This is a genomic window from Stenotrophomonas sp. STM01 (assembly GCF_014852135.1).
Taxonomy (GTDB): Bacteria; Pseudomonadota; Gammaproteobacteria; order Xanthomonadales; family Xanthomonadaceae; genus Stenotrophomonas; species Stenotrophomonas capsici.
Map to the genome: position 1 here is coordinate 1,481,935 of NZ_JACVBA010000001.1, position 21,492 is coordinate 1,503,426.

At 67.2% G+C, this 21,492-nt stretch carries 16 protein-coding genes and 1 riboswitch; of the genes, 8 read left to right on the forward strand and 8 right to left on the reverse strand.

Annotation, left to right across the window (positions count from 1 at the left end; all coding sequences use genetic code 11):
- Positions 1–203: 203 nt before the first annotated feature.
- Both IB227_RS06885 and IB227_RS06890 read left to right on the forward strand, forming a co-directional pair.
- Entirely contained in the window at positions 204–3,218 is a 3,015-nt protein-coding gene (locus IB227_RS06885; RefSeq protein ID WP_192286753.1) for a TonB-dependent receptor, read from the forward strand.
- Positions 3,219–3,333: 115 nt separating this feature from the next.
- A complete protein-coding gene (locus tag IB227_RS06890; RefSeq protein ID WP_192286754.1) occupies positions 3,334–4,968 on the forward strand; it encodes an alkaline phosphatase D family protein in 1,635 nt (544 codons plus the stop codon).
- Positions 4,969–5,073: 105 nt separating this feature from the next.
- On the opposite strand, the gene IB227_RS06895 is transcribed toward IB227_RS06890, so the two are convergent.
- On the reverse strand, positions 5,074–5,268 hold the full coding sequence (locus tag IB227_RS06895; RefSeq protein WP_132865090.1) for a hypothetical protein: 195 nt from the start codon (positions 5,266–5,268) through the stop codon (positions 5,074–5,076).
- Between the two features lie 264 nt (positions 5,269–5,532).
- Here IB227_RS06895 and IB227_RS06900 point away from each other — a divergent pair, with 264 nt between their 5' ends.
- Complete coding sequence (locus IB227_RS06900) at positions 5,533–5,895, forward strand: BON domain-containing protein (protein WP_192286755.1); 363 nt, start codon at positions 5,533–5,535, stop codon at positions 5,893–5,895.
- Between the two features lie 93 nt (positions 5,896–5,988).
- On the opposite strand, the gene IB227_RS06905 is transcribed toward IB227_RS06900, so the two are convergent.
- The 3 genes from IB227_RS06905 to IB227_RS06915 form a co-directional block, all read right to left on the reverse strand.
- Positions 5,989–7,143, reverse strand: a complete 1,155-nt coding sequence (locus tag IB227_RS06905) for a YncE family protein (protein ID WP_192286756.1) — start codon at positions 7,141–7,143, stop codon at positions 5,989–5,991.
- Between the two features lie 158 nt (positions 7,144–7,301).
- Positions 7,302–9,260 (reverse strand): S9 family peptidase, encoded by a 1,959-nt coding sequence (locus IB227_RS06910; RefSeq protein ID WP_192286757.1) that lies wholly within the window; start codon positions 9,258–9,260, stop codon positions 7,302–7,304.
- 96 nt (positions 9,261–9,356) lie between these two features.
- On the reverse strand, positions 9,357–10,070 hold the full coding sequence (locus IB227_RS06915; RefSeq protein ID WP_192286758.1) for a hypothetical protein: 714 nt from the start codon (positions 10,068–10,070) through the stop codon (positions 9,357–9,359).
- A gap of 190 nt (positions 10,071–10,260) precedes the next feature.
- Between IB227_RS06915 and IB227_RS06920 the strand changes: the two genes are divergently transcribed.
- The gene (locus IB227_RS06920; RefSeq protein WP_192286759.1) at positions 10,261–11,757 is read left to right on the forward strand and encodes a tetratricopeptide repeat protein; all 1,497 of its coding nucleotides are present in this window, start codon (positions 10,261–10,263) and stop codon (positions 11,755–11,757) included.
- 27 nt (positions 11,758–11,784) lie between these two features.
- Here the strand turns inward: IB227_RS06920 and IB227_RS06925 are convergent, their stop codons facing one another.
- Genes IB227_RS06925 through IB227_RS06935 form a run of 3 tightly spaced genes read right to left on the reverse strand, consistent with a single transcriptional unit; the run spans position 11,785 to position 14,323 of the window.
- On the reverse strand, positions 11,785–12,177 hold the full coding sequence (locus IB227_RS06925; protein WP_192286760.1) for a hypothetical protein: 393 nt from the start codon (positions 12,175–12,177) through the stop codon (positions 11,785–11,787).
- Positions 12,178–12,226: 49 nt separating this feature from the next.
- On the reverse strand, positions 12,227–13,321 hold the full coding sequence (locus tag IB227_RS06930) for a crosslink repair DNA glycosylase YcaQ family protein (RefSeq protein WP_192286761.1): 1,095 nt from the start codon (positions 13,319–13,321) through the stop codon (positions 12,227–12,229).
- 48 nt (positions 13,322–13,369) lie between these two features.
- Positions 13,370–14,323 carry a hypothetical protein gene (locus IB227_RS06935; RefSeq protein ID WP_192286762.1) on the reverse strand — a complete coding sequence of 318 codons (954 nt, stop codon included), beginning with the start codon at positions 14,321–14,323 and terminating at the stop codon, positions 13,370–13,372.
- A 309-nt stretch (positions 14,324–14,632) separates the two neighbouring features.
- Here IB227_RS06935 and IB227_RS06940 point away from each other — a divergent pair, with 309 nt between their 5' ends.
- The 4 genes from IB227_RS06940 (at position 14,633) to pnuC (ending at position 19,959) form a co-directional block, all read left to right on the forward strand.
- Positions 14,633–15,598 carry a heavy metal-associated domain-containing protein gene (locus tag IB227_RS06940; RefSeq protein WP_192286763.1) on the forward strand — a complete coding sequence of 322 codons (966 nt, stop codon included), beginning with the start codon at positions 14,633–14,635 and terminating at the stop codon, positions 15,596–15,598.
- A 252-nt stretch (positions 15,599–15,850) separates the two neighbouring features.
- Positions 15,851–16,987, forward strand: a complete 1,137-nt coding sequence (locus IB227_RS06945) for a phosphotransferase (RefSeq protein WP_192286764.1) — start codon at positions 15,851–15,853, stop codon at positions 16,985–16,987.
- A gap of 43 nt (positions 16,988–17,030) precedes the next feature.
- Positions 17,031–17,126: riboswitch (TPP riboswitch) on the forward strand.
- A gap of 71 nt (positions 17,127–17,197) precedes the next feature.
- Positions 17,198–19,366, forward strand: coding sequence for a TonB-dependent siderophore receptor (locus tag IB227_RS06950; RefSeq protein WP_192286765.1), 2,169 nt, complete (start codon positions 17,198–17,200; stop codon positions 19,364–19,366).
- On the forward strand, positions 19,363–19,959 hold the full coding sequence (gene pnuC, locus IB227_RS06955; protein ID WP_192286766.1) for a nicotinamide riboside transporter PnuC: 597 nt from the start codon (positions 19,363–19,365) through the stop codon (positions 19,957–19,959). Before IB227_RS06950 ends, pnuC begins: the two co-directional genes overlap by 4 nt.
- 96 nt (positions 19,960–20,055) lie before the next feature.
- Here pnuC and IB227_RS06960 read toward each other — a convergent pair whose 3' ends face one another.
- Entirely contained in the window at positions 20,056–21,273 is a 1,218-nt protein-coding gene (locus IB227_RS06960) for a GGDEF domain-containing protein (protein ID WP_192286767.1), read from the reverse strand.
- Positions 21,274–21,492 lie beyond the last annotated feature (219 nt).

The following is a 21,492-nucleotide window of genomic DNA, read 5'->3' on the forward strand; positions in this document are numbered from 1 at the left end:
CCGTTGCTGTCCGTGCGGAATTGGCCTGAGGCTGCGGGAAATGCTGCGTCAGCGATCACACACAACAAAAAGCACCTTCATACCGCACCGACTGCGGCGGTGAAACGTAAAGGTTCTGTAATTGTCCGGACGTAACCTTCGCGCCGCTTGCACGGCGGACGCTCAGCTGTGTGCGGTACTCCCACACTTCTCCGGATGGAAACATGTTCGAACTCAGGAAGTCGGCGCTGGTCAGCGCCATCATGGCTGCGCTCAGCGTTTGCCCGGTTGCGCATGCACAGCAGTCGGCCGAGGCCATCGTGCAGGACGTGGGCACCGGCAGCCTGCGTGGCCGCGTGCTCAACACCGCCACCGGCGATTACGTGCGAAACGCCGAAGTGCGCATCGAAGGCAGCCGCAGCGTCACCTACTCGCAGGAAGGCGGACACTTCCAGCTGACCGGCATTCCGGCCGGCGAGGTCACGGTGCTGGTCCGGTACACCGGCCTACAGGAATCGCGCAGCACGGTGCGCATCGAGGCCGGCAAGGCCAACGCGCTGGAGGTGGCGTTGCAGGCACCGTCGTACGCGGCCGGCAGCGGTGCAGCGACCGACCTGGACATGATCAAGGTCACCGCCTCGCGTGACGGCCAGGCCAGCGCCATCATGGAGCGCCGCGCCGCGATGAACGCCAAGAACGTGGTCGCCGCCGACAACTACGGCGCGCTGACCATGGGTGACGTCGGTGAATTCATGAAATCCATGCCGGGCCTGTCGCTGGATTACACCGAAGTGGACGCCACCGCCGTGCGCATCGGCGGCCTGGACCCCAAGTACTCCACCTTCACCACCGATGGCGCGCGCATGGCCACGGCCACCTCGAACAACAACTCGGGCCGGCAGAACTCGTTCGAGCAGATGTCCATCACCGGCATCGAGTCGATCGAGTTGAACAACACGCTCACCGCATCGATGGACGCCGACGCACCGGGCGGCAACATCAACCTGCGCAGCAAGTACGCCTTCCAGCGCACCAAGCGCGACATCGTGTTCCAGCTGGGCGCGGTGGGTACCTCCGACTCCACCTGGTCGGGCAAGTACTTCCCGGATGACAGGAAGCACTCCACGATCTACCCGTCCGGCCAGTTCGGCTTCGGCGACGTGTTCATGGATGGCCGCCTGGGCGTGGAGTTCAACACCAGCTACAACGCCAACTACGTGCAGCAGGACCGCATCCAGACCGACTACGCCTACAAGGCCGACGGCAGCGCGATGCCGTACCGCGTGATGTGGCGCCCAGGCCCGAAGATGACCAGCCGCACCGCGGCCAACCTCAGCCTGGACTACCAGATCACCGATGACCTGGTTGCCTCGCTGCGCAGCACCTATTCGATGTACGACGTGGAGTACTTCAACCAGTACACCTACCTGATCTTCGGCACCCCGACCAAGTCCGAGGCCGCGTCCGGCTCCACGCCCAACCACATCGTGGTCAACCCGAACGGCACCAACACCCGCCTGCATACGCAGTACTCGCATCGCTATGCGGGCACGCCGGCCTTCCTGGTCGCGCCCAAGCTGGAGTACAAGGGCGAGGACTGGGAAGTGGTGCTGCGTGGCAGCTATTCCGGTGCCGAGTTCAACTTCCGCGACAACAGCAAGGGCTTCTTCCAGCGCACCGACAGCTGGCTGACCGGGATCGGCTTCACCCTGGACCGTCCGTCGGAGAGCTCGCACGAATGGATCCTCAACCAGACCGCCGGACGCCCATGGGGTGACCCGGAGAGTTTCAACCGCGACGCCGACATCGGCTACAACATCCGCACCGCCGAATCGGACGCGCTCAACGACCAGCATGGCGTCAACCTCGACCTCAAGCGCCACCTCACCTTCTACGACAACCCGCTCACCCTGATGGGCGGGTTGGGCACGCGCAGCAATGACTGGCGCACCAACGAAGGCGCCTACAAGCAGTACAAGTACATCGGCCCGAACGGCAGCCAGACCGACCCGGCGTCGCAGATCCCGTGGACCGGTGACTACGACTTCGCCATCATCGGTACCGGCGCGGGCAACATGAACCAGCAGGGCTGGCGCGCGGACAGCAACTACGCGATGTACGACATCTTCAAGGAGCACCCGGAGTACTTCGCCCCGGACGTGGTCGGCAACCTCAAACGCGAGCTGGACAACAACAAGCGCATCCAGGAAGAGGTGAACGCGGCCTACCTCGAGGCCGAGACCCGTATCGGCGACGCGCGCATCGACCTTGGCCTGCGCTACGAGCAGACCCGCACCGCCGCGCGCATCGCCGACGTGCGCCCGCTCAGCGAGGTCAAGGCCGCCGGCCTGGATCCCAACACGGTCGAAGGCCTGATGTTCCAGTACAACAACGGCCGCTACACCACCCGCCGCGGCAAGTACGACGACTTCTTCTTCAGCGGCGGCGTCAAGTACGACTTCACCGACAAGCTGGTCGGCCAGGTCTCCTTCAGCCAGTCCATCCTGCGCCCGGACTACGGCAACCTCGGCGGCGTGGTCTCGGTCAACGACGACACGATGATCGTCACCGTGCCGAACGCGCAGCTCAAGCCCGAGCACTCCACCAAGTACTACGCCAGCCTGCAGTACTACCTGGAGCCGTCGGGCATGCTCGGCCTGTCCTACTACAAGCTGGACATGAAGGACATGCAGGTCACCGGCATCACGGTGGACCCGCAGGACGTCGGCTTCAATCCCGGCGACTACGAGGGCTACACCTTCCGCAGTGCGCAGAACCTGCCGGGCACCAGTACCAACGAGGGCATGGTGCTGGAGTACAACCAGCAGCTGACCTTCCTGCCGGGCGCCCTCAAGGGCCTGAGCCTGTACGGCTCGCTGACCCACGTGAACCCGGACGGCCCGCGCCAGAATCTGCCCAAGGAGGCGGCCAACTGGGGCGTGCGCTACAACTACGGCCGCTTCGATTTCCAGATCAACGGCAACTACCAGTCCAGCCACCGCGTCAGCGCGCTGAGCAACACGCCGACCACCGCCAACAACGGCATCCTGTACCGTGCCTCGCGCGAGCTGTGGAACATCAGCGCCACCTACAAGCTCACCGACAACATCGACGTGATGCTGGCCGGCCGCAACATCTTCAACGAGCCGGAAGTGATCTATTCCAACGTGGCCAGCCGCGTGCAGATGTACACGGTCTACGGCTCGATGTGGAACTTCGGCATCCGCGGCCGGTTCTGAGCCCGCCGTCGCCCTGCACACCGCCCTTCCCCGCCTGCGGGGGAGGGCCGGGGCAGGCAGGCATCGGCATCCACGTCCTTCCCGCTTCCTCCAGCGCCCTCCAGGAACCTTCGCAATGACCCTCAACATCGACCGTCGTCGCCTGATCATCGGCGCCGGCCTGGGCCTGGGCGCGCTGCTGCTGCCGGGCGGCAAGCTGCTCGCCACCGAGGTGATGAATGCCAGGGGTTTCACCCACAACGTGGCCAGCGGCGAGCCGGCACCCGATTCCATGCTGCTGTGGACGCGCTACGTCCCTGCGCGCAACACGGACGAGGTCCGCCTGCAGGCGGAGATGGCCCTGGACGAGGCGTTCACCCGCGTCGTCGGGGGCGCCATGGTGCGCACCGGCGCCTATCGCGACTGGACCGCCAAGCTCACCATCGACGGGCTGCAGCCCGGCACCACCTATTACTACCGGTTCATCGCGCCGGACGGCAGCCACTCGCCGGTGGGCCGCACCCGCACCCTGCCGGTCGGGGAGGTCGCCAGCTTCAGGCTGGGCCTGTTCTCCTGCTCCAACCTGCCGATGGGCTGGTTCAACGCGTATGCACACGCAGCCCAGCGCCAGGACATGGACCTGTGGCTGCACGTGGGCGACTACATCTACGAGTACGGCCTCGCGTCCTACAAGCCGCATGACCGCATCCCCGAACGCCAGGTGCTGCCCGCGCATGACCATGAAATGGTCTCGCTGCTGGACTACCGCATGCGCCTGGCCTGCTACCGCGCCGACCCCGACCTGCAGAAGCTGCACCAGATGGCGCCGATGGTGGCGGTGTGGGACGACCACGAGATCACCAACGACAGCTGGGAGGGCGGCGCAGGGAACCACCAACCGGCTACCGAAGGCGACTGGAGCATGCGCAAGGCCGCGGGCATGCAGGCGTATCGCGAATGGCTGCCGATTTCAGACGAGCCGTGGAAGGCCTATCCCATCGGCGCGCTCGCCACCTTGTACCGCACCGAATCGCGCCTGCTCGGGCGCACCCGCCAGGCCGACATCGAAAGCGCCTTCGCGTCCGGCAGCCAGGCCGCGCTGGAAGCCTTCCGTGATGGTCCATGGCAGGACCCGTCGGCCACCATGCTCGGCCTGGAGCAGGAAAGCTGGCTGTACCGTGCGCTTCGCCAGAACGCGAGCCAGAGCATCTGGCAACTGGTCGGCATGGGCACCATCCTCGGTCGCACCGTGATGCCTGCCAAAACCGTGGACTGGCTGCGCCCGGATGCCAGCGCACGCACCGTGCAGGCGTTCACCGACTACGTGCGCGCGGCGCGGCTCGGCCTGCCGATGTGGATGGACCGCTGGGACGGTTACCCCGCCGCACGCTCGCGCCTGCTGCGTGCAGCCCAGCAGGCGGACGCCAACCTGGTGATGCTGTCCGGTGACAGTCACAACGCCTGGGCCTACTCGCTGCAGGAGGACGGCCGCCCCGCGGGCATCGAGTTCGCCGTGCAGGCCGTCACCTCGGGCGGCATCGAAGGCAGCGTGGTCGTGGATCCGCGTGACGTCGCCCGCATCTTCATCGAAAGCAATCCGGAGCTGGACTGGTGCGATACCTCGCGGCGCGGCTACGCGATGATCGACATCCGCCCGCAACGCATCACCGGCGAGTGGGTGTTCATGCAGGACATCAAGACGCAGGGCCTCGAGGTATCCGGCACCCACCGCATGAGCGCCGAGCGCGATCGCAGACGGTTCTCGGCATAGTCGCGCTGGAACGGCGTTGGTCGCGAAGCCGGTCGATTCTCCGTACGCACCCAGCTTGGCAACCGGTATCGGCTTCGCGCCTGATGGCGCTCCTGCGGCGGGGATTCACCGGTGGTGGGATGCGTGGTGCGCACGGCCGGAGCCGGAGCGCTTGCCGCCGCCATCGTGCTTGTTCACCGTCGCCCAGGCGATGCGTTCGGCATCCTTCTTCGAACGCCCCTCCTTGCGCTCGCTTTGTTCGATGTGCTCGGCCTGCCGCTTCTGCTTGTCGGTATAGGCACTCTTGTCGCCACGGGTCATGGTCGCTGCTCCTGCAGGCACGGTGGTGGCCTGCCGGTGTCCAGACTGCGCAGCCGCCCGTAATCGGCATGTGCAGGTACCGTTGCATGCGCGCATTCAACACCACGGGTGTGCACGGCGTTCAGCGCCGGCCCATCAACTTGAATGGCCGACGCTCACCTTCTGCTTGCACAACCGGTGCAGTCCATTAACCCGAGCGGGCGCAGGATGTGATCGGGTCCTTGCAGGGCCCGCGTTCATCCCCACAAGGCCGGAGGTACGTCCATGAAACGTCACCCTAGCTGGTTGTTGATCCTCGCCGTGGCAGCCGTCCCCACCTGCGCACCGGTGGCCACCGCCACGCAGACGATGCAGGAAGGCCCGCCGCCGCAGATGGCTCCTGCCACCGAGAAGCCGCCCAGCGATGCCTGGATCACCACCAAGGTAAAGGCGGCGCTGGTCACCGCCGCCGATGTGCCAGGCATGGATATCCGCGTGGAAACCCAGCGCGGCACGGTCATGCTCAGTGGCCATGTTCCCACGCAGGAGCAGGCCGACCGCGCGGTCGCCACCGCGCGCCGGATTGATGGCGTGCAGAGCGTGGACAGCAGTGCGCTGATCATTGGTGACGCAAGCGCCGGCCACTGACGCAGTCCCCACGGCATCTCTGGCCGCTCACCGCGGCAGCCGCCCGGCAGCGATCGCTTCCTGCCGGGCGGCGGCCTGCCGCCGCCGTCGCGGTCAGCTGCCCAGTTCGATGCGGGCCACGCTTTCCTCGCCGCCCTTGGGATCACCCTCGCCGTTCTTGATGCTCACGTACAACACGTTGTTGCGTGCATCCAGCGCCAGGCTGTTCGGATGGGTCGGCACGGACCAGCTGCCCACCGGGCGATAGCTGTCGCTGTCATAGGCGGTGACCGTCCCGGCTTCCCGGTTGGTCACGTACAGGCGCTTGCGCGCTGCATCGAGCAGGATGCCGAGCGGACCGGCATCGGTCGGGATGCTCGCCAGTTCCCGCCCGGTACGGCGGTCCAGCACCAGCACGCGCTGGCCGGGGTGGCGCGAGACGAAGCCATCGATGCTCTTGCCCTGGTAGGCGCGGATCATCTCCAGCCCCTGGTCGGTGACGAACAGGCGCTCGCTGCCGGGGTCCAGGGCAATGTTCATCGGCTGCTCGGCGCTGATCCTGAAGCGTTGCTCGACCTTGCCGCTGTCAGTGCCGACGGTGACCACTTCACCGCGCAGGTTCGAGGTGTACACGCGCTTTCCGGCGGCATCCAGGGCCAGCCCCGGGGCCTTGGCGTTACCCAACCCGGCAATGGTGTCCAGCAGCGTCAGCGATTGGGTGTCGACCACGAACAGCACGCTGCCTTCCTGCGAATGCCCGGTGACATACAGGCGATGGTTGGGCGCATCGACCACCAACTCGCGCAGGTCGTGGCTGTAACGGGGCTTGCCGTCACTGCCGGTTACCTTCTCCATCAGCTGCACGGTGCCGATGGCCATGCCCTGCGCGGTGTCGACCACGGTCACCGAGGTGTCCACGGTGTTACCGACGTACAGGCGGTGGTTGCTGTCGTCCAGCACCACGCCGAAAGCCTTGCGCTCCAGCGGGATGCGGGCCTGCACGGCGAGCGTGCGCGGGTCCAGGCGCAGTACCTGTGCCGGCCCGGCATCGTCACCGAAGCCGCCGGAGGAGGCGACGAACAGCGCCTGTTGCGAAGGGCTGTAGGCCAGCTCGTACAGGCCCTTGGCCACGGCCTGGCGCTGCACGCCGGCAGGCGCGCCATCGGCAGCGGCCGGCGCATTGCCGGTGGCCATTGCCAACGGCACAGCCAACGCGAAGGAAACCGCCAGCGCGAGGGCGGCGGAACGGAAGAGGGAATGAGAGTGCATGCGAGCGTCCTTTGGTCGGGCACGAAGGGTGTCCTGGCTCGCTGGGCCGTCGTCGGACGGCAGGTCCCGCTGCATGAAGCGTGGGTGGCTTGCTGGTGCCGGCATGGTAGGGAAAAGCGAAGGCGGAGTCGAGCATCCGCCTTCGCAGCCGTTGCCGCCTACTGCGCGCTGGCCGTCGCTCCACCGAGATGACGTGCAAGGAAGGCCAGCAGGCGCTGGTAGTACGCACGGCGATGCGGCTGCGTGTAGAAGCCGTGCCCCTCGTTCGGGTAGTAGAGCGTCTCCACCGGCACGCCGGCACGCTTGAGCGCCTTCTCCATGCGTTCGGTATGTTCCACCGGTGCACGCTCATCCCTGCCGCCGGCCGCAAGGAAGACCGGCACCTTGATCTGTTCGGCGAGGCGGCTGGGCGAGCGTGCCGCCAGCGTATTGCGCTCGCCCAGCCATTCGGCGGCCCACGTACGCCCGGAACGGCTGCGCGAGGATGCATCGCTGTGCATCAACTCCAGGTCATAGACGCCGACATACCCCACCGCACACCGGTACAGCTCCGGGTCGCGCACAGCGCCCATCAACGCAGCGTATCCCCCGTAGCTTGCGCCGTAGATGCAGATCCGATCGGCCGGGGCGATGCCCTGTGCAACGGCCCAGCGGGTGGCATCGGCCAGGTCATCCTGCATGCGTCCGCCCCACTCGCGCACGCCGGCATCGGTAAAGGCACGGCCATAGTTGCCCGAGCCTCGATAGTTCACGCGCAGCACTGCATACCCGGCGGCCGCCAGCAGCTGCGTATCGTCATCGAACTCCCAGCCGTCAAACACACCATAAGGTCCGCCGTGCGGCAGCAACACCATCGGCTTTGCCCCCGCCACCGCGCCCCTGGGCTCGGTGAGGTACCCGTGCAGCGTCATGCCGTCGCGTGCCTTGAAACTCACATACCGTGTGGCCGGCATCTGGTCCGGGATGAACCACTCGCGGCGACTGAAGATCCGGTTGGCCTTGCGCTCCTGCGTATCGAACAGGAAGTAGTCGCCGTTGTTGCGGTCGCTCCACACGTACAGCAGCACCAGCCGGCCATCGGCAGTGGCCGAGGTCAAGCGGATCGCATCGCCACTGAAAGACTTCTCCAGGCTGCGGTACAACCGTGCCGCGCGACCGTTCTCGTCGAAGAAGCGGTTGTCGACCCGTTCGCGCATGTACGACGCGCCCACCGGCGTGCGGCCGTCGAGGTCATACAGGATCCGGTACGGGTCCACGACTGCATCGCGCAACAGTTCCACTTCCTCACCCGTGGCCGGGTTCCAGGAAACAATCGCGTCCGGACCGGCCTTGCGCTCCACCTGCAGGTAGGCCAGCGTGCCGTCGGCGCTGAAGCCCAATGGGTGGCGCCGGTGCCCGCTGCTGCCCTCGTCATTGATCAGCCGCCATTCCTGCCCGCGCGCGTCGCGGTAGTACAGCTTGGACACGTTGTCGGTGTTGGCACCTACCGCGAATCGCACCTCGCCGGAAGCGTCTGTCTTGAAGTCCGCACGCCGGACCGGCACATCCGCGATGCGGGCCCGGTGCCGGTTGTAGATATCCAGCTTCTCGATGCGGATGAATGGATCGCTCGCCACCGGCATCGCCGATACCAGCACATTGCGCGCATCGTCTGCCAATGGGTCCAGCATGTATACCGATTGATCGAAGGTGGACTTGTATTCAGAGACGATCCCCGCCCTCTCGTTGACCCCGTAAGGGCTGGCCAGCAGCATGCTCTGCTTGCCGTCCACGTTCACTGCGTACAGCTCGCCAATGGCCACCGGAGTATCACGCGAGCCCTGCCGGCGTGCCATGGAGATGACCACGCGTTCGTTGTTCGCCCACCAGAAGTCATCCACCACCGAGTTGGCGTCCCCGGAGATGCGCGCGGTGAAGGCGTTGTCGGAACGGCGCAGGATCAGCAGCGCGGTGCGATCCTCCAGCGGCGCGGTCACCGCGTAATGCAAGCCGTCGGGCGAGATCTTCACCCACTGGTACATGTCCTGCCTGACGAACGGCTCCACGTCCAGGGTTGCCGCACCGGCAACTGGCATACCTGCCATCAGCACGAACAACACGCGCATCCATAACCGCATATCGAACCTTCCGTTCGCTGCCCCAGCCCCCCGCTGGCGAAGCGAGCATGGCGAAAAATGCCAGCAGCGTCGAGTGCCGTCGACCGGCGCCCCGCCTCAGCGTGGGCGCAGCCTTTCGCATTCCCTCGCCGCGGCGTACCGCGTGTAGTCCTGCAGCCGGGCACGCATCGACGGCAAGCCGTCCAGCCGCGCATGGAGATGGGCATCAACCGGCACGAGCGCGCGCAGCGTGCGGCTGACCGACAACGACCAGTTCTGCCTGTCCGGCGCTTCCATCGGCGCGTAGTCGCCAGCGACCCACGGCACCAACATGGCGTGCTGTGCGGTCGAGTGCCAACGCTGCTCGCGGCCCTGGCGATGGAGGATGCGCAGCTGGACGTAGGGGTCGTCATCGGTCCAGCGCATCCCGGTGCCATAGTAGGCATCCACCTCATCCCGCACGCTGCGACCGCGCAACCGGCTGCGCGCCAATGCACGCAGCTCATCGGCATCGCAGGCCAGTGGCGGCCAGGTGGTCCAGAACGTAGCGGGAATGAGCTCGCTGCGCCGCACTCCGCCTGCGATCTCGCGCATGGCACGTTCGCGTTGCCACGGGCGCTCCTGCAAGGCGGCCAACAGTTGCGCCACTGCCGTCGACGTCACCGGCCACTCCCCGGCACGGACACCGCCAGCGGTGCTCTCATAGTGCCCCTGCAGGTGGAATCCACCACCTCGCCGGACGGGAACAAGAACGAACGTCTCGTTGATGACGTCCCAGCCAGTGTGTTCGTACCTGATCTCGATACGGTCGATATCGGCAACATCCGCCATCGGCAATGGCGGCTCCTTGCAGGAGCATCCCCCCAACAGCAGCACTCCCAGGACAAGCCAACAAGCACGCATCCGACGTCCTCCCTAGATGCAGCCATTCAAACATCATCCGCGCCACCAACGCCACGCGCGCCCAACTGCGGGTTTCGCGTGCCACAATCCAAGGACTCCAAGGGGATGGGATGGGCGGATGACTCTCAGGCACATGGCCATGCTGGCCGTTCTGTTCGGCTGTGTTTCCGGCACGGCCATCGCCGCGCCCGCAGCGGATGTGTTCTACCGGCAGCGCGTCGCCGAGGCCCTGGCCATCGCCGCCGACGAACCCGGCAGCCGCGCCGATGCGCTGCTGGACCGGCTGCTGGCCGACCCGGACTATGCCGGTCTGCCACCCGCCGAGCGCAACCGCCTGCTGTCACGCGCGGCACTGGTTGCCTGGCAGAACGACCGCCTGGACGTCGCCTCGCAACGGTATGCGGAGCTGGCCCGGCTGGACAGCGACAACCCGGATGATTGGTACCGCATGGCCGGCGTGGCGATGCAGAAGGACGACATGGACGGCGCCGCCGAGGCCATGACCGAGTTCGCCGCACGCTGGCCGGAATACCTGGACAACACCCGTCCCGAACTGCTGTTCATGCTGGCCACCCACGGCGATACCCGCAGCCCGGCACGCATCGGCTTCCAGCAGGCCCTGTTCGATGCCAACTGGAAGGGCGGCAGCTCCAACACCCCGGGCGCCATCTGGTTCCGGCTGGCGCGCGCACGCCTGGAGCAGGGCAACGTGGAGGCCGCGCGTGCCGTGGTCCAGCGTATCCAGGAGCCGGAGTTCCTGATCTCGATGCGCGCGGACAAGCGTTTCGACCCGGTGTTCAACCGCGACCGCCCGCGCTTCGACGTCGCCCTGGCGGTCGATCGCCAGATCGCCCTGCTGCGCACCCGCACCCAGGTGTTCCCCGACCGCCTGGAGCCGCTGCTGCACCTGAGCAGTGCCCTGTTGCTGGCCGGCCGCAACGAGGACGCCATCGCGCTGTCCGACGCCGCCGTCGCCCGGATCGCCGCCGCCAGCACCGACAAGCCGGCCTTCAGCGACATGGACCAGCAGGTCTGGCTGATGAACAACAAGGCCATCGCACAGCGCCGGATGGGACGCACCGAGGAAGCCATCGCTGAAATGCGTCGCGCCAGCCAGCTCAGCGAGAATGGCGAGGAGAACATCAGCCAGGTGTTGAACCTGGGCGAATTCGAATGCGCCAACGGCAATGCCGCCGAAGCCATACGCGTCGTCGCCGCCGCGCCGCTGGCCAACCTGAGCAACTATGGCAAGGCGGTGGCGGCCCATGTGCGCCACTGCGCCGCCCTGCAGCAGGACGACAGCCGCCAGCAGAAGAAGGCGCTGAAGGAACTGCACGCGCTGCGCGATGATGCGCCCATGCCGTATCTGGATGCGTTGATCCAGGTCGAGCCGGAGCAGGCCCTGGCCTTCATGCGGCAGCTGCTGGCCCGGCCGGACAGGCGCAACGACGTGCTGGACTGGGCCCAGGACTGCCTGCAGTCACCACTACTGCCCGGCGAGCAGGTTCCCCAGCAGCGGCAGGACGCGTTCCTCGCCCGCGCCGACGTGCGGGCCGCCATCGACGGCGTCGGCCGGATCGAACACTACCCGCTGTACTGCCGGCAGTCGCGCTGACCGGCATGGCACCGTAACCGTCGCGAACTACCGCGCTGCGCTGGCTCCCCGCCGCAGCGCCAGGTTGTAGAAGCTCGAGTACACCGTGGTCACCGACAGCGGCACCGCGATGGTTCGCGCGATTTCCGGCGTACCGGCCAGCCAATGCAGGATGGTCAGCAGGACCAGCGATACCGTCATCGCCACCACCGGCGGCAGCCACCCGCCCACGCTGCCCGGCAGGCGCACCGACATGGCCTCGATCATCCGCTTCAGGAACAACGTGATCAGCGCCGACAGGGTGCCCTGCACCACGCCGGCGATCAGTGGGCGTGGCATCGGATGCGCACTGTTGGCGAACACCGCCCAACCGCCCATGCCCAGGAACGCCACCGCCATGTGTACCGTGCTGCTGCGCATCGCCGCTGTCGCCTGCTTCATTGCCTGCCGCTCTCCTTGAGGGCGCGCGCCGCGCGGCGCCGCTCCGTTGTCATGGGTCCAACCCCAGGAACACCCGCATCCGCGCCAGCTCATCCTCCAGCCCGCGCCGGAATGCGGCGTCACGCGGTGCCCGCCCGGCCACGTAGCCCAGCTGCGCCTGCAGCTGGCCGCCAGCCACCCCAAGGTTGCCCCAGCCGATCACCTGCTCGCCCCACAGCAACGGCAGGGCGTAGTAACCGAGCTTGCGCTTGGCCGGTGGGGTGTAGGCCTCGAAGCGATACGCCCATCCCCAGAACTGTTCGAAGCGGCGCCGGTCCCAGACCACCGGATCGAACGGCGTCAGCAGCCGCACCGCGTCATCGGGCTTCCAACGCGCCGAGGCCGGGTTCTCGCCCTCGGGCCAGAACCAGTCCACGCCCTCCACGCGTACCGTGCCAAGGCGCTGCCGTGCACGCTTCAGCGCATCGGCACGCAGCCCCTGCCATTGCGGCACGCCGCTGCGCAGGTGGCCCAGCAGTTGGCCCAGGCTGGCCGCCGGCAGCGGTGCGTACTTGCCCACGATGATGTCGAGCAGGGCGTCCAGCCGGGCCTGTGCAACCTCCGCCGTCACCGGCGTCGCATCGCCCTGGCGCAGCGCATACACGCGGGTTCCGCCGTCGCGCCGTGCCACCCGCAGCAATCCGCGGTAATGCATGCCGTCCAGCAGCTCGGTGCTGGCATTGGACGAGCCGCCAAACCAGTTGGTGGTCTTGCCGTGGGCGAACTGCGCATCGACCTCGCGCGGATGCACCACGCCACGTTCGGCGATGAACTCGCGCACCGCATGCGCCTGTTTCCAGCGCGCCGGCGTCCACACCACCCGCGCCTGGCGCGGGTGCATCAAGGCATGGTGCGCGCGCGGCAGGAAGCCGTAGTTGACGAAGAAATCCTCTTCCAGCGCCAGCCGTGGATAGCGGCGCTCCAGCTCACCGGCGCGATAGCCGGTGACACGGTGGCGCAGGGTCAGGTCCTGCGCACGCGCCGGCGCTCGGATCGGATCGGCCTGGACAAAGCCAAGCTTGCCGATCGCCCGCATCAGCGTGGTCGGCGTGAACAGCGAGCGGGCGATGGCATACCGGCGAAGATGGTCGAGGGTGGGCTGCATGGGGGAATGATGCACGCATTCCCCCCGCCCCACCCAGTGCCCCCGGGTTCAGCGCTGGCCGCTGGCGGCGCGGCAGTAGTATTCGGCCAGTGCGAAGCTCAAGGGATGCTGCGCGGTGAGCCCCCATTCCGCTTCCAGCGCGCCGGTACGGAACCGCACCACACGGTCGGCCACCCCACGCGCCTCCAGCAGGCCGGGGAGTTTGGCGCCGAGCGCGCTGGCATCCAGCGCCTCGTCGCTCACGATACACAGCCCCACGCCGGCAGCCAGCGGTGCTTCCTGCAACATCTCCTCAAGGTCTTCGATGCCGCCCTTGTCGTTGTCGATGGAATCCACCTCGGCCCCTTCCTCGGCCAACCGATACTGCAGCTGGTCGGCATCGAGGAACAGCGTCATCAACGACGGCGCCGGACGGGGCGGCGCGTCGCACTTCTTCGGCCACGGCGCGGTCTGAACCGGGCTGAGGCTGCCGTCGGCAGCGACCTGGCGCACCGCAATCCCGCATCGCATGGCATCGAAGTCGCGGATCATGTCGCCCTCGTAGTCCACGCCCGCCTCGGGGACGAAGCTGACCTGCACCCCGCGTCCGCGCCCGCAGCTCAACCCGGCGCCGCTGGCGATCTGCGCCTGCAATGCCACCGGCTGTCCCGGCACCAGCACGAACTCGGTGTAGTAAGGGTTGGCCATCAACCGGTTGCGGTCTTCCAGCGTGCGCGTGGTATCGCTCTGCGGGATGCCAATGGAGACATTGGGCTGGCGCTTGCCGACCAGTGCCTTGAAGCCGAGCGACACCGCACCCGAACCCTCGATTTCCTCCTCGTAGGCATCCTCGCAGTGGGCGTTGGTGAACATGGTCAGGCCAACGCCGTTCTGCCCGAACAGGCGGATGCGGGCCGGACGCTCGACGCTCGCGGGCGCAACCGGCGATGCCTGCGCCTGTGCGGCCGATGCATCGATGAAGGAAACGCTGGCCAGGGCCAGCAACAGGGCGCGGGGGGACATGAGTACGAACTCCATTTCGAAAAGCGGATCGCCGGAAGGGGAAAGGGCGGCGCACGATAGCGCATCGCCGGAGACAACATCGGCCGCGCGGACCGGAAATTGAGGCCCTTCCCTCAGCCCGCCCCTCTCCCCGCATGCGGGAGGGGGGCGGAGCAGGCCGCTCCTGCAGGTTGGCACGTTTCCTGCCCCTGCAAGTCCCAGTCCCCTGACCCGTCGCGGGGCACTAGTCCGCAGCGTTTCGGATTGAATCCAGCAGCAGCTGGCACTGACCATTTCCGTGCGGCATGAGCCGCTTCTGGAGTTCGTTCCATGGAAAGGATCCGATCCACATTCGCTGGCCTGCTCTTCGCCGCTACCGTGCTGCTCACCTCCACTCCCGCGATCGCCGGCGGGGTGGTCGAATGCAACCGCTGCCCGTCCACCGTCAATGCTGCCATTTCCAAAGGGCCGGGTATTACCGTGGTCGTCGACTTCGAAAGCGCCAAGCTGACCGCCTACGATGTCGAGTACGACAGGGAGTTCAAGCGTTGGCGCACCCTCCGTGTCACCGTTCCAGCGAAGATCTCGGCGGCGTTCTACCGGGTTCTTGACGCGGCCGCTGCGGCCCCTTCCTCCCAACCGACCAATGGTTACCCAGGCTTCGGTGGTCCCGCGCCGGCAGATGAGGCAGCACGTGGGCGCTCCAAGGATTCGAAGGGCGGGCTGGTGGTCACGGCCCACCCGGATGACCCCCAGTTCTCCAACCCCACGGGCATCCGCTTTCCGGATGCCTACAAGAACTTCAGCGCCGGTGACATCGTCATGTCCGCCACGTCACGGACCCGGTTCGGCAGGGAAATCGCCCTGGACCTCGCCGGCGCAAACACCACCAGCGCGGCCTGGAACTCAGTTGCACTCACCCTGCAGGAGCTGGCGCTTTCCTGGGGCTCCCTGCGCGGTGCCGGGTCCATCATCGTGATGGTCAACTGGCGCGACGGCTCACGGACCGTCTATCGGGTCAGCGTGGACAACGTGGGAGAGGCGAAGTACGTGACTGGCGAGAGTCGCGACAGTCTCGGCAACAAGTTTCCGGACGCAACCATCGCCACCCGCGATACCGCACCGGAGTACGCAGGCAACTACTACTTCGGCGAAGGCCGGGAGGGCTCGCGGAATCTGGAACGCTGGATCGAATCCGCCCGTCTCTACGGTGTCCCGATTGGAGGCTCCGCCGCGGGACGCAACCGGATGTCGTGCAGCTGGAATGGCGAGACGATCAACTGCAGCATCCGATGACGTCCCGCTTCACTTGCCTGTAGGGGGCTTCTGCCCAGTTGGCCGCGGGCATGAACGTGTCGGCCACCCTCTGCGGGCCAGGCGAGATGGATGGGAGGCATTCCCCTGCCCCGCGCATTCGGACTCCGGTCATCCGCTCATGGCGCCCCCCTCCCCCATGCGGGAGGGGGGCGTTGCCGCACGTCCCCTCCCCTTGCCGGCCCGACGCGCTACCCTGTCGCCCCTGCACCGCCACGCCTGCCCCGTTTTGCCATGACCACCTCCCCTCACCGCGTCCAAGGCCTCAACAACGACGAGGTGCCGGCCGACTGGCCTGCGATCAGCGCCGGCGAGATCGCATGGCTGGCGACGCGCTTCCCGCAGCTGGACGCCACGGCAACGGTGATCTGGCATAGCCCACGCCCGATGTCCGCCGCGGCCATCGCGCGAGGCATCAATGGCAGGGTCTTCATCAAGCGCCACCATCACCGCGTCCGCACCGCCGCCACGCTGGCCGAGGAGCACCGCTTCATCGCGCACCTGGCCCAGGCAGGTATGCCCGTAGTTGACGTGCTGGCGGACCGCAGCGGAGCCACCGCCCTTGCGCACGAAGGCTGGACCTACGAGCTGCATGCCGTCGGCGAGGGGGACGACCTGTACCGCGATGCGCCCTCATGGACGCCGCTTACCGACCTCGCCCAGGCACGCGAGGCCGGTCGCATGCTGGCCACGCTGCACCACGCAGCGGAGAGCTACACCGCGCCACAGCGCGACACCCACATTCTGGTCGCCCGCGATGACCTGATCCGCAGCCCAGACCCCATCGCGCTGCTGGCACGCGACGCCTCCACGCGCCCGGCCCTGCACGACTACCTGTCCCGGCGCCCATGGCTGCAGGAGCTGCAGCAGGATGTGCTGCCCTGGCACAACGGCTTGGCCGCGCGCCTGCAGGCCGAGCCACGCCTGTGGGCACACAACGATTGGCATGTCTCCAACCTGCTGTGGCGGCGCGAGGACGAGGCGACGCGGATCGCCAGCGTGCTCGACTTCGGGTTGGCCTCGCCAACCAGCGCGCTGTTCGACCTGGCCACCGCCATCGAGCGCAATGCCATCGCCTGGCTGGAACTGGAGCGCGGCATGGCTGCCGTGCATGTGGATACCGCACTGGCCCTGCTCGACGGCTACCGGCAGGTGCGCCCGCTCCCGGCCGCCCAGGTGCACCTGCTGGCCGATCTGCTGCCCATCGTGCATTTGGACTTCGCACTGTCCGAAGTGGAGTACTTCCACGGCATCACCGGCTCCACCGCCAATGCCGATATCGCCTACTACGACTTCCTGCTCGGCCACGCCCGCTGGTTCGGCAGCGCCGACGGCCAGGCCCTGCTGTCCGCCCTGCACGCCGCTGCCTGAATACCAACGGGGCGCAAATCCGTACCGTTTGTGGTCAAATACGCGCCTGAAGCGGGGGTGCCTGGTTTTCGCAGGCTGAGAGAGTCCCTTGGAACCTGATCCGGTTTGCACCGGCGTAGGGAGCTTTGAGCAGCAGGCACACCGCCTCCATGGCCGGTTGCGCGTGCGCGCCTTCGCTTCGTCTCCCCCCACCGGCTGATGACGAAACGAATGAACCGCTGCTACCGAATCTCGCTGTTGAGCGCTGCCCTGAGCGCGGCCTTGCCGCTGTACGCCAGCAACCTCGAAACCGCCGCCGAGCGCTCGCCCACCGAGCTGGCCGCGGTGCGCGTGCAGGCCGAGCAGCCGCATGCCGGGAACACCCAGTCCAACAGCTTCGGCGCCGGTGACTGGAAGAACACCCCGGCGTCGATCACCGTGCTGGACCGCGAGCTGCTCGACAGCCGCCACGTGCGCACGCTGTCCGAGCTGGCCTACAACGATGCGTCGCTTGGCGACGCCTACGCGCCGGTCGGCTATTACCAGAACATCGCCATCCGCGGCTTCGCGCTGGATACGGCCACCGGCTACCGCTTCAACGGCCTGAGCATGGCCGGCGAGCAGCGCCTGGCGCTGGAGAACGTGCAGCAGGTGGAAATCCTCAAGGGCGAGGCCGGCCTGGCCGCTGGCGTGATCGCCCCCGGCGGCGTCATCAACTACGTGGGCAAGCGCCCGGCCGAAGTACGCACCGTCACCCTCGGCACCGATTCGGAAGGCAGCCGCTATGCCGCGGTCGATGTCGGCCATTGGGTGACGCCGCGCATCGGCCTGCGCTTCAACGCCGCGTGGGATGACAGCAACTCCTATATCGACAATGCCGACGGCCGCCGCAACTTCTACGCACTGGCCACCGACTGGCTGATCGGCGAGCGCGGCAAGCTGGAAGTGGATGCCAACTACCAGACCAGCGCACAGCGCTCGGCGTCGGGCTACCAGTTGCTGGGCGCCACCACCCTGCCACGCAACGTTGACCGCAAGAAGATGCTCGGCCACCAGGCATGGCAGGCGCCGGTCGGCATCGACAGCACCAACCTCACCGCGCTGCACACCTTCGACTTCAACGAGGCCTGGCAGTCACGCGTGTCGGCCAGCTACAGCCGCTCGGTCATCGACGACAACGTCGCCTTCGCCTACGGCTGCTACTACGCCGCCGAATGCGCCGACGGCAGCGTGCCGGGCAACTATTTCGCGCCCAACGGCGACTACGACATCTACGACTACCGCAGCCCGGACGACACCCGCCGCAACCGCCAGCTGCGTGCCGAGCTGCGTGGCCAGTTCAGCACCGGCAACGTCGCGCACCAGCTGACCGTGGGCGCGGACTACTTCGACCGCACCGTGGACAAGCGCCGCAACGTCAACGAGTACGTGGGTACCGCCAACATCCACGACAAGGACGTGCCGCAGTTCGCACCCTCGCCGCTGCAGCCGGGCCCGTCAGTGCGCCGCCTGGACAGCACGCAGAAGTCGCTGTTCGTGCTCGACCGCGTGACCTTCGCCGACGATTGGCAGCTGCTGGCCGGTGGCCGCTTCGTGCGCCTGGACGAGCGCGCCTTCGACAAGCGCGGCAACCTGGAACGCAGCAGCCGGCTGTCGCGGTTCCTGCCGCAGACCGCGCTGATCTGGAGTGCCAACGACGACCTCAACCTCTACGCCAGCTATGCGCAGGGCATTTCGCTCGGCCAGGAGGCACCGTTCTGGACCACCAATGAAGGCACCTTCCTGCCGGCGGTGCGCTCGCGCCAGGTCGAGGTCGGCGCCAAGTACACCCCGTCGGATGCGCTGACGCTGAGCGCGGCGCTGTTCCGCATCAACCAGCCGTTCCAGTACGCCAAGCCCGACGACAGCGCCTACGGCTACACCTTCGTGCAGGAAGGCCAGCAGACCCACACCGGGCTGGAACTGAGCGCACAGGGCCACCTCACCGAGCGCCTGCAGCTCACCGCCAGCGCCACCGCACTGCGCGCACGCGCCCGCAACAGCGGCACGCCAGCGTATGAAGGCCACCCGCTGATCAATGTGCCGAGCAGCCGCGCCAGCCTGCATGCCGACTACGCCCTGCCCTTCGCCGCAGGGCTGGGCATCACCGGCGGCTGGCGCTATGCCTCTTCCAACGTCGCCACCGCCGACGGCCACGTGCGGGCGCCGAGCTACAGCGTGGTGGACGCCGGCCTGCGCTTCCAGCAGCGGCTGCGCGATCACGCGGTGAACTGGAACCTGTCGGTGGACAACGTGTTCAACCGCTTCTACTGGCGCGATACCGGCAGCAGCTCCGGTGACTACTACCTGTTCCCGGGTGCACCGCGGCAGGCGCGCCTGTCGGTGACCATCGCGCTATGAACCCGGCGATCCTGGAATGGTCGGCGGTCGCGGCCAGCATCCTCGGCGTGTGGCTGATGGCGCAGCGGCGGATGCTGGCCTGGCCGGTGGGGCTGGTGTCGGTGGGCCTGTACGCGTTGGTGTTCACCGAAGCCCGGCTGTACTCGGACACGCTGCTGCAGGGCGCGTTCGCCGCCTTCCTGCTGTACGGCTGGCTCAACTGGCGCAGACAGACGCAGGCCGAAGGCCGCATCGTCATCGCGCCCTTGGCCACCGGCCAGTGGACGCGCGACCTGGGCATCGGCATCGCCTTCGGCCTTGCCCTGGGCGCGGCCATGCACAGCTGGACCAACGCCGCCCTGCCGTGGCTGGACGCCATGCTCGCCGCACTCAGCCTGGTCGCGCAGTGGTGGCAGGCGCGCCGCCACGCCGCCGCCTGGTGGCTGTGGATCGTGGTGGACGTGGTTTACGTCGGCATGTACGCGGTGAAGTCGCTGCATGCCACGGCGGGCCTGTACCTGGTGTTCGTCGGACTGGCGGCGATGGGCCTGCGCGCGTGGAAGAAGGCCGGCGCGCAGGACCGCATGCAGCGACCGGTTTCGCCGGCCGCCTGACCCCGCCGCGCGACGCACGGACGGCCGTGCCGGTTCCCTCCCCTGCGGCGGGAATCGGTCAGGCCACACGCCCTCCCGCGCGGCCAGGCCTGTGCCTCAGGTAAGCGCCACATCCGCTTCCGCCTTCATCGGCGCGCTTCCCGGCGGGGCATCCGCCACCGGCGACGCCCACTCCACGCGATTGCGCCCGGCGCGCTTGCCGCGATAGAGCGCGGCATCGGCGTCCTGCATGGCGCGCTCCAGCGAGGCTTCGTCGCCAAAGCAGTGCGACACGCCCACCGTCACCGTGCAGCGCAGCCCGGCGTAACGGGGCCCTTGCAGCATCACCTTGTCCTGGATGGCACCGCGCACCCACTCGGCCACGCGCCGTGCCGCCGCATCGTCGGCGCCCATGCAGATGGCGGCGAATTCCTCGCCCCCCAGCCGGCACACCAGGTCGTCCTTGCGCACCGCGCCACGCAGCGCATCCGCCACGCCACACAACACCGCGTCGCCCACGTGGTGGCCGTAGTTGTCGTTGATGCGCTTGAAGTGGTCGACATCGACCAGCAACAGGCGAGCCCGGGCATTGGGCCGCCGGAACCAGGCGTCCAAAGCCTCGGTCAGGCCGCGACGGTTGAGCAATTGGGTCAGCGGATCACGCGCGGCCATGCCACGGAGCGCATCGGTCAGACGGCGCAACACCAGCCACACGATCGACGGCGGCAGGATGGTCGCCAGCGAGCACATATAGACATAGAAGACCATCTGGAACGGGCCATCCATGCTCAGCGCCGCCAGCCCGCCGCTGAGCAGCTTGATGAGCTTGATGACATTGAGCACGCAGATGCCACTGATCAGCAGCGCGAACAACAGCACCTCACCGCGCAGGTCGCGCGCGAACGTGCGCACGCCGTACAACAGCACCGCCACCATGCCGATGAAGCACAGCGCACAGGTCGCCGCGAGCAGCGCATAGCGCGCCACCGAACCCCACGCCGCATCCACCAGCACCTGCACCACGGCATAACCCACGCCAATGCCAACCGACGGCCATTGCAGGGGCATGGCACGGCCAAAGAAGCGCGCCCCACCCACGCAGTACGCCAGCAGCGAGCAGAGCGTGAGCGAATGGTTGACCACGCTCATCCAGCTCCAACCCGCTGGCCCCTCCAGCAGCTGCAGCACGTAGGCCACGCCCAGCGTGAGGTTGCCCACCGCAAACGCGTCCATGCCCATCTTCTCGCCGCGCAGCCGCCGGCTGATGAGCAGGAACATCACCGTGAAGCTCAGCAGGTAGACACACAACATGCCTACGAGAAGGGTGGCGATCATGGGGTGGTCGAGGTTGAAAGGCGCAGGTGCAGAACAACGCGGATGGCCACCAGGCTGGGCAGCGGAATCCGGAGCGGAGAGACCAGGTGGCGCGTATCGTACCCAATCGCACCGTTAAACCGGCCCTCTCCGTAATGGAACATCGGCAACGCGAGAGATGGACCTGACTCTTACGATCATCCCGGTTGATGCAAGCACCCGAGTATCGTCGGATGCTTT